Annotated in this window: 11 protein-coding genes and 3 tRNA genes; 7 read left to right on the top strand and 7 right to left on the bottom strand. The window is 40.2% G+C overall.

Annotated elements, in window-relative coordinates:
* Position 1: 1 nt before the first annotated feature.
* The 6 genes from glmS to LC454_RS03680 form a co-directional block, all read right to left on the bottom strand.
* Complete coding sequence (gene glmS, locus LC454_RS03705; RefSeq protein WP_223579621.1) at positions 2-1843, bottom strand: glutamine--fructose-6-phosphate transaminase (isomerizing); 1842 nt, start codon at positions 1841-1843, stop codon at positions 2-4.
* 150 nt (positions 1844-1993) lie between these two features.
* A complete protein-coding gene (locus LC454_RS03700; RefSeq protein WP_223579618.1) occupies positions 1994-5134 on the bottom strand; it encodes an efflux RND transporter permease subunit in 3141 nt (1046 codons plus the stop codon).
* 65 nt (positions 5135-5199) lie between these two features.
* Positions 5200-6255, bottom strand: coding sequence for an efflux RND transporter periplasmic adaptor subunit (locus LC454_RS03695; protein WP_223579604.1), 1056 nt, complete (start codon positions 6253-6255; stop codon positions 5200-5202).
* A gap of 14 nt (positions 6256-6269) precedes the next feature.
* The gene (locus LC454_RS03690; protein WP_223579602.1) at positions 6270-7613 is read right to left on the bottom strand and encodes a TolC family protein; all 1344 of its coding nucleotides are present in this window, start codon (positions 7611-7613) and stop codon (positions 6270-6272) included.
* 28 nt (positions 7614-7641) lie between these two features.
* Positions 7642-8241: a TetR/AcrR family transcriptional regulator gene (locus tag LC454_RS03685; RefSeq protein ID WP_120258098.1), complete on the bottom strand. Its 600-nt coding sequence runs from the start codon at positions 8239-8241 to the stop codon at positions 7642-7644.
* A 172-nt stretch (positions 8242-8413) separates the two neighbouring features.
* The gene (locus tag LC454_RS03680) at positions 8414-9085 is read right to left on the bottom strand and encodes an NUDIX hydrolase (RefSeq protein ID WP_120258099.1); all 672 of its coding nucleotides are present in this window, start codon (positions 9083-9085) and stop codon (positions 8414-8416) included.
* A gap of 185 nt (positions 9086-9270) precedes the next feature.
* Between LC454_RS03680 and pfkA the strand changes: the two genes are divergently transcribed.
* From pfkA to LC454_RS03650, 6 genes are all read left to right on the top strand, one after another.
* Positions 9271-10248 carry a 6-phosphofructokinase gene (gene pfkA, locus LC454_RS03675; protein WP_410528652.1) on the top strand — a complete coding sequence of 326 codons (978 nt, stop codon included), beginning with the start codon at positions 9271-9273 and terminating at the stop codon, positions 10246-10248.
* 18 nt (positions 10249-10266) lie between these two features.
* Positions 10267-11118, top strand: coding sequence for a hypothetical protein (locus tag LC454_RS03670; RefSeq protein WP_223579600.1), 852 nt, complete (start codon positions 10267-10269; stop codon positions 11116-11118).
* Between the two features lie 4 nt (positions 11119-11122).
* A complete protein-coding gene (gap, locus tag LC454_RS03665) occupies positions 11123-12121 on the top strand; it encodes a type I glyceraldehyde-3-phosphate dehydrogenase (protein ID WP_223579598.1) in 999 nt (332 codons plus the stop codon).
* A 176-nt stretch (positions 12122-12297) separates the two neighbouring features.
* Positions 12298-12370: transfer RNA gene (locus tag LC454_RS03660), tRNA-Phe, on the top strand.
* 52 nt (positions 12371-12422) lie between these two features.
* Positions 12423-12495 (top strand) — tRNA-Gly (locus LC454_RS03655).
* A gap of 5 nt (positions 12496-12500) precedes the next feature.
* A tRNA-Leu gene (locus tag LC454_RS03650) sits at positions 12501-12585 on the top strand.
* 43 nt (positions 12586-12628) lie between these two features.
* Here LC454_RS03650 and LC454_RS03645 read toward each other — a convergent pair.
* On the bottom strand, positions 12629-13582 hold the full coding sequence (locus LC454_RS03645; RefSeq protein ID WP_223579596.1) for a hypothetical protein: 954 nt from the start codon (positions 13580-13582) through the stop codon (positions 12629-12631).
* Positions 13583-13708: 126 nt separating this feature from the next.
* Here LC454_RS03645 and LC454_RS03640 point away from each other — a divergent pair, with 126 nt between their 5' ends.
* Complete coding sequence (locus tag LC454_RS03640) at positions 13709-14926, top strand: hydroxymethylglutaryl-CoA reductase (protein ID WP_223579594.1); 1218 nt, start codon at positions 13709-13711, stop codon at positions 14924-14926.
* The last annotated feature ends 1 nt before the right edge of the window (position 14927 follow it).

The raw sequence follows: 14927 nt of genomic DNA, 5'->3' as shown, positions 1-14927 counted from the left end.
CCTATTCTACTGTGACAGATTTGGCGAGATTACGAGGTTTGTCAACATCTAATCCTAACTCCACGCCAATATAATAAGACAATAACTGCAAAGGAACAACAGAGATTAAAGGAGCAATAATCTCATCTGCCTCTGGAATTTCCATAAAGTCATCCGACAGCTCTTCGGAAACGGCGTCACCTCTTGTGACTACAGAAATAATCTTCCCTTTCCTTGCTTTTATCTCCTGGATGTTGGAGACAATCTTTTCATGATAGGCATCCTTCGTTGCGACGAATACAACAGGTAGATTCTCATCGACCAAAGCAATAGGGCCATGTTTCATCTCTGCTGCAGGATAACCTTCGGCATGAATATAAGAGATCTCTTTGAGCTTTAGCGCACCTTCCAGGGCAACCGGGAAGTTATACCCTCTACCAAGAAATAAGAAATCCCTTGCGTCTTTATATTTTTTTGCAATTTGTTGGATCTTTTCGATCTGCGTATCCAATATCCACTCAACCTTTTCAGGAACTGCATGCAATTCCTCCGATAGTTTCAGAAAGCGTTCTTCCGAAATCGTTCCTTTTAAGGCTGCAATTTTTAATGCGATCAGATTTAGGACAGTTAGCTGTGCGGTAAAAGCTTTGGTACTTGCCACACCGATTTCAGGTCCAGCATGTGTATAAGCTCCTGCATCAGAAAGACGGGCGATTGAAGATCCAACGACATTGACGACACCAAGAATGATGGCACCCTGCTTTTTCGCATTTTCCAGCGCCACCAACGTGTCCGCAGTCTCACCACTTTGTGAGATGGCCAAAATTACATCTCCAGGATGGATCACAGGATTCCGGTAACGGAACTCCGAAGCATACTCCACCTCAACATTAATGCGGCATAATTCTTCAATCACATATTCGGCAATCAAGCCAGCATGCCAACTCGTACCACAGGCAACAATGACAATACGATTGGTGCTGCTAATTTCATTCGCATACTTCTCAATTCCACTCAGAATAATTTGCTTCGCTTGCAGATCCAGGCGCCCACGCATCGAATCGTAGATGGTATGGGGCTGTTCGAAGATCTCCTTTAGCATAAAGTGATCGTAACCACCTTTTTCAATAGCCGATAACTCCAGATCCAATTTTTGGATGTACGGTGTAATCCGTTCATTTCCCAAATTCTTGAGGATTAGTTCATCGGGCGTGATAATCGCAAGTTCATAATCATTGATGTAAACAACTTCTTTGGTATAAGCTAACATCGGCGAAGCATCTGAACCCAAGAAATGCTCATTTTTACCTATTCCAATTACCAGGGGACTTCCCTTTCTTGCCGCAATAATCCGATCTGGATGACCAGCCTCCAATACAAGGATCACATACGCACCAACAACCCTTTTTAAGGCAATACGGATCGCCTCCTCCAGGGAGCATTCATTTTGTAACTGGATTTCTTCGATAAAGTTAACGAGCACTTCAGTATCCGTATCACTTTTGAATTGGTAGCCTTTGCTTATTAATTCTGCTTTTAGGGAAGCATAGTTTTCGATGATACCATTATGGATCATTGCAATGCGTCCACTATTTGAATAATGCGGATGGGCATTGCGGTCAGAAGGTTCACCATGGGTGGCCCAACGCGTATGCCCTATTCCTGTTGTTGATTGGAGATCCTGACCGTAAACGAATTCTTCTAGATTCACTACTTTGCCCGTCTTTTTGTAAACATCAACCTGTTCACCTTTGTGCAGTGCCACTCCCGCACTGTCATATCCACGGTATTCTAATTTTTTCAATCCATCAATGACGATACCATACGCCTGACGGTAACCTGTGTATCCTACAATTCCACACATGCTTGTCTCAATTTTAAGTATATATATTTTGTTAATGCGGCCGCAATGTAATAAAAAATATTTACGCAATCGATTGATTAACCTAAAATTAACACAAAAAAAAGGAGGCCAATGACTTAGCCTCCTTTCCTTTGTAAAATTGATTTATGTTTAATGTTCTGCTACATCAACATGATCATAATCCTCTACAATCAATGCCTCATAGTCAGTTTTCTTCTTTTTACCAAAGCGGTCAAAGATCGAATATACGACCGGCACGACAACTAGGGTCAAGAATAGGGACGACAATAGACCACCAATGATAACGATTGCCAGACCTCTGTTCATATCGGCACCATCACCAGTAGCAATGGCAATTGGAATCATACCGAATACCATGGCAATTGTCGTCATCAAGATCGGACGAAGACGGGCATGGTTAGCAGCAACCAGTGCATCGTGTGTACTATCGCCAGCTTCTTTTCGATGGTTCGCAAAATCGACGAGCATGATCGCGTTCTTGGCCACCAGACCAATCAACATGATAATACCCAAGATGGTAAAGATGTTCAACGTCTGGTTACCCAATGCAAGGAACAACAAGGCACCAATAAAGGACAATGGAATGGAGAACAATACCACAAAAGGTGTGATAAAGCTATCATATAGCGCCACCATCACAAGATATACCAAGATAATTGAGGCCAATAATGCAATTCCCAATGTACCGAAACCTTCAGTCTGATTTTCCATGTTACCACCCCAAATGAAAACAATTCCGGGTTTGCGTGGGAGCTTCTCAAATTGAGCCTGCCATTCCTGTGCTACGGTACCCATTGGTCTACCGATTGCCTGACCTTGGATAGATACCGCCGGCGATTTATCGCGACGCTCCAATAAGGTAGGTCCTGAACCATAAGAAACTGTTGCAAATTGTTCCAATGAAATTGAAGCACCTTTATTATTGATAAATTTCAAATCGCGAACATTCTCGATGCTGGCACGACCACTTTCTGTATAGCGAATATTGATATCATACTCATTATCACCCGCTCTATATTTATTGTCTGTATTTCCAGAAAATGCAGTCTGCATCGTCATACCGACTGTGGATACGTTCAGTCCCAAAGACGTCATTTTATCACGGTCAATTTTCACATTGATCTCAGGGTTACCAGCCTCAGAAGTTAACTTCACTCCTGCTGCTCCCGGGATCTTACGCAATTGATCTGCCGCTTTCTCCGCAAATTCCTGTGCATCTTCTACCGAAGAACCGATGATGGTCAACTTCAATGGCGCCTGCTCAGCTCCCATGATACCGACATTTACAGTCTTAATCTTCGCTCCGATCAGCTTGTTTTCCAATTCGCGTTTTAAAGTCGCAGAATATACCTGAGAGTTACCTTCAAAATTCTCCTTATCCAGAATAACGTGGATTTCGGATTTATAACGTGAACCTGTTGTGGAAGCCATACCATCCGAAGACTGTCCTACAGTGGTGATGATTTCTTTGACATCTGGCTTAGATTTGATATAGGCTTCAGCCTTTTGCGTCAATAAGTTGGTCTTTTCCAAAGAAGCATCCTTGTCCAATTCCAATTGGATGAAAAATTCCTTACGGTCTATGCCAGGAAAGAAGTCCGAACCGATATACCCTTTGACCACAAGCATAAAAGAAGCGACCAATAAGCCTACTGCAAGTCCCAATGTTGCCAATTTATTCATCCGGCTTTTTAATGCCCAGACCAACAATCCAGATACCCAATGAGTAAAAGCTGTCAAACCACTTTCAAATCCATGAATTATACGTCCGAAGAAAGAAGTTTTGCTCAAATGCTCCAGTTTTCCGAAACGGGAATATAACCAGGGAACAACTGTAAATGACACAAGCAGGGATAGCAAAGTGGAAATAATTACGGTCACACAAAATTGAGCAAGGATGTTTGCCACCAAACCGGTAGACATCGCAATCGGTAAAAACACCACCACGATAACCAAGGTAATCGCCGTTACGGTAAAACCGATCTCCGAGGCTCCATCAAATGCCGCACGCACTTTATTTTTCCCCATCTCCATGTGACGGTGGATATTCTCGATAACAACGATCGCATCATCCACCAGAATACCGACAACCAGTGATAGCCCCAATAAAGACATCAGGTTTAGGGTATAGCCCATCAGCAGCAACCCAATAAATGTCGCAATCAGTGATAACGGAATCGCAACCATGGTAATCGCAGCATTACGCAAACTCTGCAAGAAGAACAACATGATAAAACCTACCAAGGCAATCGCAATCATCAAGTCATGGATTACGTTATTGGCAGCATTCAATGTAAAGTCAGAAGAGTCATTTGCAACAAGAATTTTGATCTTGTTGCTTGCATAATCTTTTTCCACCTGCCCAATTGTCTTTTTAACACCTTCAGATACCGCTACTGCATTGGCATCCGATTGTTTAAAGACCTGTAACAAGATGGTGTTCTGACGATCCAAACGAGCCACCTTCTCAATTTCTTTGATACCATCCTGCACATCGGCGATATCGCGCAAATAGATCTGTACCCCTGCTGGTGTCGTAATCGGTAGATTACGTAATTCTTCGATCGAAGTTACTTTACCCGCCAAACGGATTGTTGTTCTGTTGTCACGTGTACTTACGTTACCTGTAGGAAAATCAAGATTTGAAGAGGCAACAGTCTGTTGTACCTGAGCGATTGTTAAGCCATAGCCTTCAATTTTCTTAGGATCCACAGAAATCTGAATTTCACGCTCCTCGCCCCCGATCATATCCACTTTGGCTACTCCATTGATCCGTGCGAAAACTGGCTGAATCTTGTTATCTAATAAGTCATACAATTCTTTTTCGGATAAGTTGGACGTTACGGCTAAACTCATGATAGCAACGTCATCCAATGAGAATTTGGACAACGATGGCGTTTTCACATCATCGGGTAGATCGTTGACAACGGCATTGATTTTCCGTTGTGCATCGGTCAGCAGGAAGTTGACGTCAGCCCCGTTATTTAAGGTAATCATCACAATGGATACACCTTCCAGGGAAGTCGACTCTACTTTCTTAATACTCTCCAGCGAGGAAATTGCATCCTCAATTTTTTTGGTCACTGAGCTTTCCACCTCAGCAGGCGATGCCCCTGGATAGACCGTCTGCACCGTGATTACGTTGATCTCAAATTTGGGGACTAACTCGTACCCCAATTGAGTATAGGAAAACAACCCGCCTAATGTCAGTATTATAAATAATACGATAATTATACTGGGACGTTTTATCGATATTTCGGTAATTTTCATTAGAATTATTTGTTTTTAATGGTAATGAAACCACGACTTCATTTGCTACTGTTTTTCAGTATACATTATTTAATAATTTCAACAGGGCTTTGATCAAACAAGTTGATTTGACCCGAAACAATCACTTGATCGCCATTTTGTAGACCACCCAAGATTTCAATGTGATCACCAAAGTTTCTTCCGGATTTCACATTGGTTTCGATTGCTTTACCATTTTTAAGAACGAATATTTTATTATCACTCACACTACCGACAAATGCATTGCGAGGTACGATCAAAGTATTACCGGCAACCCCTTCCCCAAACATTGCTGTACCATACATACCGGCACGCAATTGATTCGATGAGTTATTGACTTCAATTTCTACCGGGAAATTCAAGCTTCCATCAGATTTAGGAGCAATAAATGTTACCTTACCTGTGAATCTTTGGTCTGCATATACACTTGCTGATACATCAACAGACTGACCTACTCGTAACGTAGCCACATTTTTCTCATCAACATTGACACGTAATTTTAATGTTCCAACATTGACGATATCAAAAGCCGCTGCTCCAACAGTCAAATAAGTTCCTGGTTCAATTTTACGTGCATTAACCACACCTGAAACAGATGTCTTAATGGTTACATCACCGGCATTCAATTTTGATGCTCTTAAATTATTTTTAGCGTTTTCAAATTGCAATTTCACCTGATCGAGCTGTTGTTTGGTCACACCACCTGTAGAAAAAGCACTTTCAAAGCGATGTAAGTCCGCCTGTGCATTCGTAAATGCTGCTTGCGCATTAGCTACGTTTACATTCAGCTTGTCACCTTCGATAATTGCGAGGGTTTGCCCAGCACTTACATGGGAACCTTCGTCGACCAACACCTTCACAACTCTACCCGCAGTTTCCGCAGATACGGTGACCTCTTGCTTTGGCGCAAAAGTTCCATTAGCGGTGTAACGTAGGTCCATTGAGCTTACTTTCGCCGTATCAATACGGACGGCAATTGCTGCATTTGTTTTCGCAACCTCAGCTGTTTCCGCTTCGTTTTTCTTTTTATTCTTATTTAACACAAAAAATATTCCTGCAAGACCAGCAGCAATAATAAGTAGGGTAATAATTCCGCGTTTCATATTGTATTAGTCAATTATTCTTTAATTAGTGATTTGAGATTTCCGTTCGCTTTAATCAGTTGGACTTCTGCCACCTTGTAATCAAGCAACGAAGTATTTAAATTGTTTTGCGCGTCAGCATAAGCTTTCTCTGCATCCAATAGATCTGTTAACGTCGCCAAACCATTCTTATAGTTATTATTGGTATCCTCCAACACAGACTTTGCCAAGTCCACGTTCTTTCGGTTCGACTCGATCGTCAAAAGTGTATTTTTGATTTGCACTTTAGAATTTTCCGCAGCCATACTTAGTGCCAATTTTGTATCAGCTATATCGACCTGTAGTTTATCAATATCGATTTGGGCTTGACGTACTTTCGATCTTGTCAAAAAACCATTAAAAATGGGGACAGATAAATTCAGGCCAATACCGGAAAAACTAGACCAATTTACACCCTCAGCTTTTGAAAATAACGGGAATACCGGGCCTAATCCCTGACGTCCATAATTAGCTGTCAACGACAATGTTGGATAGTATTTAGAAATCTCGGCTTTTTTATTGAGCTCCAATAAATCATTTTGCTTTGTTAAAACCTGAATTTCTGTTCTATTTGAAACATCAATCGGATTATAAACCGCATTTAACTCGACGGTTTCAAAAGTAGAGCTTGGCATGGCAATCTGTTCATCCATTGACATACCAATCACAAACTTAAGCGCATTTTCCTTTAGTTGAACTGCATTGATCAACTGTTGTCTGGATGCTTTTAAATTTGTGACCGCTACATTTGTCCGGTCTAAGTCAATTTTCTTTGCCAATCCATTGTTATACAGACCTTCGATCACATCCCTTGTTTTAGTGGTGCTCTCTAAGTTATTTTCAACTGTTTTTAATTGTAATTTTGATTGATAGACATCATAATAACTGTTAGCTACCTTCTCAATTAACTGTTCATCTGTCAATGTCTTATTAATCAAGTAAAATTCGCGAGTAGTTTTCGCTGCTTTTAATCCGGTAAATACAGTCTGATTAAACAATTGTTGATTCAAACTTATCGAATTTGTTGACTGCCATTTTTGTCCGAAAGCGGCCATTACCGTCGTTCCAGGTTGACCAACAAGCTCCCCTGGTAATGCAACTTTTTGGATCATAGGATTGTACGTGATTCCTCCATTAAAAGTGACCTGTGGCAATGCACCTGACTTAACCTCAGCAATCTTATGCTCGGCGTTTACTACATCAAGATTCGCTTTCTTAGCATCGGCCTTATTCTGTAAAGCAAATTTGATCGCATCACTTAGGCTTAATTGCTGCTGTGCATGACTTTGGAAAACCATCGTACCTAATAAAAGGCTGGCTAGTATTCTGATTGTTTTCATTCCTAATTTATTTGTCCTAATTTTATATCTACTTTTTATTTATACCATTAAAAAACAGCTTAGTAGCCAGTTTTTGTTTCTGTAAAACTTCATCAAAACGATCCTGATTTGGAATTCCAGAAATAATATCGGAAATATTGCACATCAGGGATAAACTCTTCATCAGTTCCACATAGATTTCCGCTGTTTCATAGAGATGCTCTTCATTGAGTTCTCCCTTCTCTGCACCTACCTTGAGTATCTCATAGAGCGCCTGTACGTCGCGATTGTGGAGACACTGAAAAAACTCTTGCATCGAAAGTCCTTTAATCCATTCCAGGTTCTCATTCATATGCAACATATAATACTTGCGTACAAAAGCATCCCGTAATTCCAAAATCTTCATGATCAGATCGTAGGTTGTGCCTTTATGCACAGCTACCAACTTCTCCTCCTCTTCCCTGTACTCATCTGTCAAACGTATAATAACATCCCGTATAAGCGCATTCTTCTCCGAGTAATAATAATATAAATTCGCTTTGGTGATTTTTATATCCTCCGCAATCTCATTCATCGTTGTCTTACTAAAACCATAATGCATAAAGCGTCTTATAGCGGCATCAATGATCTGGTCTTTTCTATCTTCCATTCTTCAAAAAACTCCTTTCTACTTTCTGACTTTTATCAAAAATTGTTCAAAAATATAAAAAGTAACTTCTCGTACAAAATATATTTTGAAATCGCTATTAATTTGATATTTAATTGACAACAAAAAAAGGCAAACTTTGGAAGTTTGCCTTTTCTTAATAACTCGGATTTGACTAAAACGCTACAGTATTCTGGAAATGTTTGAGGAATTTTCTTTTGTCCAGTTTATATAACCTCGCGGCCCGATAAGCAACACCAGTCTGCACTTCATCCAACTCCTTCAGAAAGCCATAATTCTGCATTTTCTTTCGAAAATTGCGTTTATCCAATGTTTTATTTAATATGCCTTCATACACCAATTGCAATTGGGTGAGGGTAAATTTTTCAGGTAACAATTCAAAAGCGATCGGTTTGTAAGCTAAACGACGCTGCAATCTTTCCAGGCATAAATCCAAAATCTGCTTATGGTCAAATGCCAATTCTGGAACATTTCTAACAGGAAACCATTTCGCCTGCTTCATGTAGTTTGTAACAGGCTTTGTTTTCAGTTTTGTACTATCAAGCTGGACCAGGGCATAGTAAGCCACTGTCAAAATACGTCCTTTTGGGTGCCGTTTCAAGCCCGCAAAAGAATGCAATTGATCCATAAATACATCCTTCAAACCTGTATTTTCATACAAAATTCTCTTTACGGCATCTTCCATCTCTTCGTCATTATCCACGAAAAAGCCTGGCAATGCCCACCAATCCTTAAAAGGATATTCATTTCTTTCAGCCAAAAGAACCTTTAATTCTCCTTCATGAAAGCCTAATATGACACAGTCTACGGTAAAATTACTATACAAAACTTCTAAATTTATTTATGTGCAATATACTGAGCTAAATTTATTGGCTACTAATCATCGGGTTACCTGTAACAATTATACGCTTCCTAAACGTGATGCGCAAAAAAATAATGAAAAATTTATTCAAAGTGTAGAATATACACTATAAAAATCTTATATTCGTAGAACCTAAAATATAGAGTGTGATAAAAGAAATAAAAAAAATAGGCGTATTAACATCTGGCGGTGACGCCCCCGGCATGAATGCTTGCATCCGTGCAGTTGTCCGTACAGCGCTTCACAAAGGCCTTCAGGTCACTGGAATTTACCAGGGGTATCAGGGTTTGATTGACGCAAATTTCAAAGAAATGGATACCCGCTCTGTGAGCAATATCATACAACGTGGTGGTACAATATTAAAAACAGCACGTTGTCTTGAGTTTAAAACAACTGAAGGGCGAAAAATCGCCTACGACAATTTAAAAGCAGCAGAAATAGATGCGTTGGTGGTGATTGGTGGTGATGGGACTTTTACTGGTGCAAATTTTTTCTCCAAAGAGTTTGAGATTCCCATTGTAGGAATCCCCGGAACGATTGACAACGACCTTTACGGATCTGACTATACCATTGGTTATGATACAGCCAACAATACCGTTATCGAGGCTATTGACAAAATTAGAGATACAGCGGCATCACATGAGCGCCTCTTCTTTGTTGAAGTTATGGGTAGAGATTCAGGATGTATCGCATTAAACGCCGGAATTGCTGGTGGTGCTGAAGCGATCCTGCTTCCAGAAAAAGAGACTGCTATAGATGATTTAATCAGCCACCTGGAAGATGGAGCTATCAAAAAGAAATCTTCTTCCATTGTTATTGTGGCAGAAGGTGATCAAAACGGTGGCGCCTATTATGTCGCAAAAAAAGTAAAGGAAAAATTTGATCATTACGACACGAAAGTTAGTATATTAGGGCATTTACAACGTGGTGGATCTCCAACGAGTTTTGACCGCGTGTTGGCTAGTCGATTGGGTTTTGCTGCCGTTAATGAAATTTTAGCGGGCAATACACGGATCACCGTTGGTCTCCGTGGTAATGAAATCAAAACTACTCCGATCGAGGAAGCTATCAGCAATAAGGAAATTAAACTTAGCCCTGATCTATTGGAAATGGCTGAGATTTTATAATATAAAATAAAGCAGACTATGATAGCAGTAGTATACAGTGGATCTCGATTCTCAGACTGGCGGTTGGCTGACAAAGGCCGGATAACCACCGGGTTTCGCATGAATGGTATCAACCCCTATCTCCAGGATGAACGATCCATACTACAGCATTTAAATAGAAACACCAATTTGATCAATAATGCTGAAAAAATTAAACGTATTTATTTTTTCGGTGCCGGTTCTTCATCAAAAGAACGTAAAGATAAGATCAAAAATGTTTTCGAGCGTTTTTTCGTCAATGCCCGTGTTAAAGTAGACCATGATGTTATTGCTTCTGCTATTTCAACTTTTGGAGATGAAAAAGGGATCGTAGGTATTATCGGAAGTGGGTCGAATGCCGCTTATTATACCGGAAAGAAAATCATTGAGAACAATTATGGTCTGGGCTACATCCTCGCAGACGAAGGGGCTACCAACTGGAATAGTCAGCAATTGCTGAAACATTATATGACAGACACCCTTCCCGTTGATTTGAAGGATAAATTGGAAAAAGAGTTCACCTTAGACAAGAAAAGTATTTTGGAGAAGGTATATATTGCACCTCAACCAACCAACTTTTTAAATTCATTTACCGATTTTGTACTTGAAAATAAGGAGCATTTATTTATCAACCAATTGATCAAAAACGGGCTACGTATTTTTATTAAAACTTATATTAAGCCATTAATGAAAGAGTATCCAGACAGCGATGTGAATTTTACTGGTTCGGTAGCTTTCAATTATGAAAACATCCTGCGAGAAGTAGCAACAGAAGAATTTAATATCAGTATTGGCACCGTGGTCAAGGAGCCGATACATAATTTAATTAAATATTATATCAATAAAAATTAAGAATATGAAAATTGGAATTAACGGATTTGGCCGTATTGGTCGTTTAGCATTCAGAGCTGCTATCAATCGTCCAGAAATTGAAATTGTTGGTATCAATGACTTAGTTGAGCCGGATTATATGGCTTATATGTTGAAATACGATTCAACACATGGTAAATTTGACGGTACTGTTGAAGTTAAAGACGGCAACTTGATCGTGAATGGCAAAACAATCCGTGTAACTGCTGAAAAAGACCCAGCAAACTTGAAATGGAATGAAGTAGGTGCTGAAGTAATCATCGAATCTACAGGTTTCTTCTTGACTCAAGAGTTGGCTCAAAAACACATTGATGCAGGTGCGAAAAAAGTTGTTATGTCAGCTCCAGCAAAAGATGACACACCTACATTCGTAATGGGTGTAAACCACAAAGAATTAAAAGCAGATCAACATATCGTTTCAAATGCATCTTGTACAACAAACTGTTTAGCTCCTATCGCTAAAGTATTAAATGATAAATTCGGTATCGTTGAAGGTTTGATGACTACTGTACACGCTGTAACAGCTACTCAAAAAACTGTGGATGGTCCTTCAGTGAAAGACTGGAGAGGTGGCCGTGGTGCTTACCAAAACATCATCCCTTCTTCTACAGGTGCTGCTAAAGCTGTAGGTTTGGTTCTTCCTGAATTGAAAGGTAAATTAACAGGTATGTCTTTACGTGTTCCTACTGCTGACGTTTCAGTTGTTGACTTAACAGTACGTTTAAATAAAGGTGCTTCTTACGAAGAGATCAAAACTGCCATGAAAGAAGCTTCTGAAGGCGAATTGAAAGGTATCTTGGGTTACACAGAGGATGAGGTCGTTTCTTCAGACTTCTTGGGTGATGCTCGTACATCAATCTTTGATGCTAAAGCTGGAATTTCTTTAAATGATAACTTCGTTAAAGTTGTATCTTGGTATGACAACGAGTGGGGTTATTCTAACAAAATCGTTGATTTAGTATTAGAAGTTGGTAAATTATCTTAATAAGATCCACCTAGACAATATCAAAGGGCTATTCAGATCGAATAGCCCTTTATTTTTTCCACTTAGGAATCAGCGGGTTGGCGTTTAAACGCAAAAAAAAGCACTTTCGCCTTTTGTATTTCAAATAATCCCTCTATATTTGCAGCATCAATAAGGCAAACAGCTACTATTGAAAAGGTGCCATAGCTCAGTTGGTAGAGCAAAGGACTGAAAATCCTTGTGTCGCTGGTTCGAATCCAGCTGGCACCACCGAAAGAGACAGAACGCGATGTGCTGAAATACTTTGAAAAATAATTCCAATGCGAAAATAGCTCAGCTGGTAGAGCACAACCTTGCCAAGGTTGGGGTCGCGAGTTCGAATCTCGTTTTTCGCTCACCTGCCTAGGTGGTGGAACTGGTAGACACGCAGGACTTAAAATCCTGTTCCCGTTAAGGGAGTGCGGGTTCGATTCCCGCCCTAGGTACAAGAAAGCTCATCAGTCGATGGGCTTTTCTTGTTTATATGCCTTAAATTTCATTCACTGCTATTACGCGCGCTTTATAAAGATCTATTTTCTGATAAATCTTGTTAAAAAACATTTTCTTGTCCCGTGTTCCGGCCGTATTTAACAACCTGGAGTTTTTAAGTTGATGCTGATAAAAGGTTGACGCATGCTGGCAAGTGTCTGTATCGTTTGTAATGAAATACCCAAGCATCGTATGGGGAACAAATAGCGATTTTCTGTCCTTGTTTCCAACCAAAACATTATTGTTTAAGATCAATAGCTCGTGGTAATATAGTTGATACTGATCGTTATTTGGAACGCATTTTTTTTCCAATGAAAACACCAGTTCCTTTATCTGGTCACAGAGGATCTTCCCATTGTCAGCTGTCAATAGGCCCGCTTGGGAAAAATACATAATCTGCTGCAGCGTACTATTGATTGTCGTATCATTCCAGATCTCTTTTACCCTGATGGACGAATAATAATCATTCAGTTTTTGCCCCCGATTATCCGTCGGTGTTTTTGACAAAAAAGACTCAAAAGGTACCTCCAACTCATCTGGGCTCAATAAATTGAGCCAAACATACCGCTTAAAACGAGATAATAATCCTGTATTTATCGTATAGAAGATCGGTATATCCTTAGCAGAATAATACAAGGACGTTTCCAGCTTGGGTTTAAATTCTGTTAACGACTTAAAGGAATTCTCTAGGTAATTTGACAGGTCATTGAACGACTGGATTTCCGTTGTCCTTTTCACTAAAACATGATCACTATTCTGAAACATCTTGTCCAAAGAAAGTGAAAAGTGATTCGCCAGTTGTACCGTCTCCTCTATTGAAAATTTACTCTTCATCGAAATCCGCCGATGCGCCGCATCATAGCTAATATCAAGAGCACCTGCTATGGCCTCGATGATAGACTTCGTTGCATCTATTTTTCGTTGTATTTCCTGGATCAGCTTTTCTTGATACATAGGCCTATTGGTTTTGCGATTATCACAAAAATAAAAATATTTTTTATTGTTTACCACAATTTAGAATGCGATTATCACAATAACTTTGGTAAACAAAACAAATAGTCATTTTATTAAAAGCTGAATATGAAAACATTATTGAAAATACCTGCGCGATCTGTTGATCAAACTGAAAACTTATGCACTTTACCCCTTTCATCGGAAATTAGCACCGAAGGAACGCAAAAATTACGAAGCTACCTAAGCGAAAATACGAACCAACAATTTCCTACATTGACCGATACCAACATCGACCTGTCGCTACTAAATGGAAATATTGAGAACTTCATTGGTATGAGTCAAGTTCCAACAGGGATTATTGGTCCATTAAAAGTCCAGGGAACCGCAGCCAACGGTGCATATTATGTTCCATTGGCCACCAGTGAAGGGGCACTGGTCGCATCTTATCATCGTGGAGCTAGAGCATGTTTGTTGGCGGGAGGAATCACATCGATCTGCCTAAAAGAAGGTGTCCAACGAAGTCCGGTATTCAAATTCGAAAACTTAAATGATTTAAGCCTTTTCGTGTCGTGGTTCCTTGCTGAGAAAGACAGTCTTCAAGATATCGTTAAGAAAACAAGTCGCTTTGCAAAATTAACGGACACAAGAATCCAGATCGAAGGCAATCACTTGACCATATCATTTGAATACTTCACCGCAGATGCGGCCGGACAAAATATGGTCACCATCTGTACAGATGCCATCTGCCGCTTTATTGTCGAACTCTGTCCGGTCAAGCCTACGCACTGGTTTATTGAGGGGAACAGTTCCGGCGACAAAAAGGCAACAGCATACTCCTTCAACAACGTTAGAGGTAAGAAAGTAACGGCAGAAATAGAACTATCAGCCAGCATTGTATCGGAAGTACTCAAAACATCATCCGAACTGATGGATAGATACTGGCGCAGCTCCACCATGGGGATCATCCAAAGTGCTGCTATAGGTGCACATGGTCACTATGCCAATGGCCTGGCTGCACTATTTTTAGCTACCGGCCAAGATGTTGCCTGTGTAGCCGAAGCTGCAACCGGCATCACAAGAATGGAATTAAATAAAGATGGTTCGCTATATGCCAGCGTCACCTTGCCGAACCTGATCATAGGAACTGTCGGCGGAGGTACAAACCTCCCAACTCAAAGGGAATGTTTGGAGATCATGGACTGTTACGGAGAAGGAAATTCAATAAAATATGCTGAGATCGCCGCGGCTCTTGTACTTGCCGGAGAACTATCTATTGCTGCGGCCTTGTCAGCCGGTCAGTTTACGAAGGCCCATCAAAAATTCGGCAGAAAAAAAACGGTATAAA

This window comes from Sphingobacterium sp. GVS05A (assembly GCF_019969845.1).
In the GTDB taxonomy this organism is placed as follows: Bacteria; Bacteroidota; Bacteroidia; order Sphingobacteriales; family Sphingobacteriaceae; genus Sphingobacterium.
The sequence above is the reverse complement of the archived record's forward strand: the minus strand, read 5'-3'. Positions and strand labels throughout refer to the sequence as shown.

What these genes read in the sequence shown, in the direction of transcription:
- LC454_RS03700 (WP_223579618.1), bottom strand. Translation starts at nt 5,134, where the DNA reads ATGAAAATTACCGAAATATCGATAAAACGTCCCAGTATAATTATCGTA.
- LC454_RS03695 (WP_223579604.1), bottom strand. Translation starts at nt 6,255, where the DNA reads ATGAAACGCGGAATTATTACCCTACTTATTATTGCTGCTGGTCTTGCA.
- glmS (WP_223579621.1), bottom strand. Translation starts at nt 1,843, where the DNA reads ATGTGTGGAATTGTAGGATACACAGGTTACCGTCAGGCGTATGGTATC.
- LC454_RS03640 (WP_223579594.1), top strand. Translation starts at nt 13,709, where the DNA reads ATGAAAACATTATTGAAAATACCTGCGCGATCTGTTGATCAAACTGAA.
- LC454_RS03690 (WP_223579602.1), bottom strand. Translation starts at nt 7,613, where the DNA reads ATGAAAACAATCAGAATACTAGCCAGCCTTTTATTAGGTACGATGGTT.
- LC454_RS03685 (WP_120258098.1), bottom strand. Translation starts at nt 8,241, where the DNA reads ATGGAAGATAGAAAAGACCAGATCATTGATGCCGCTATAAGACGCTTT.
- LC454_RS03645 (WP_223579596.1), bottom strand. Translation starts at nt 13,582, where the DNA reads ATGTATCAAGAAAAGCTGATCCAGGAAATACAACGAAAAATAGATGCA.
- LC454_RS03670 (WP_223579600.1), top strand. Translation starts at nt 10,267, where the DNA reads ATGATAGCAGTAGTATACAGTGGATCTCGATTCTCAGACTGGCGGTTG.
- gap (WP_223579598.1), top strand. Translation starts at nt 11,123, where the DNA reads ATGAAAATTGGAATTAACGGATTTGGCCGTATTGGTCGTTTAGCATTC.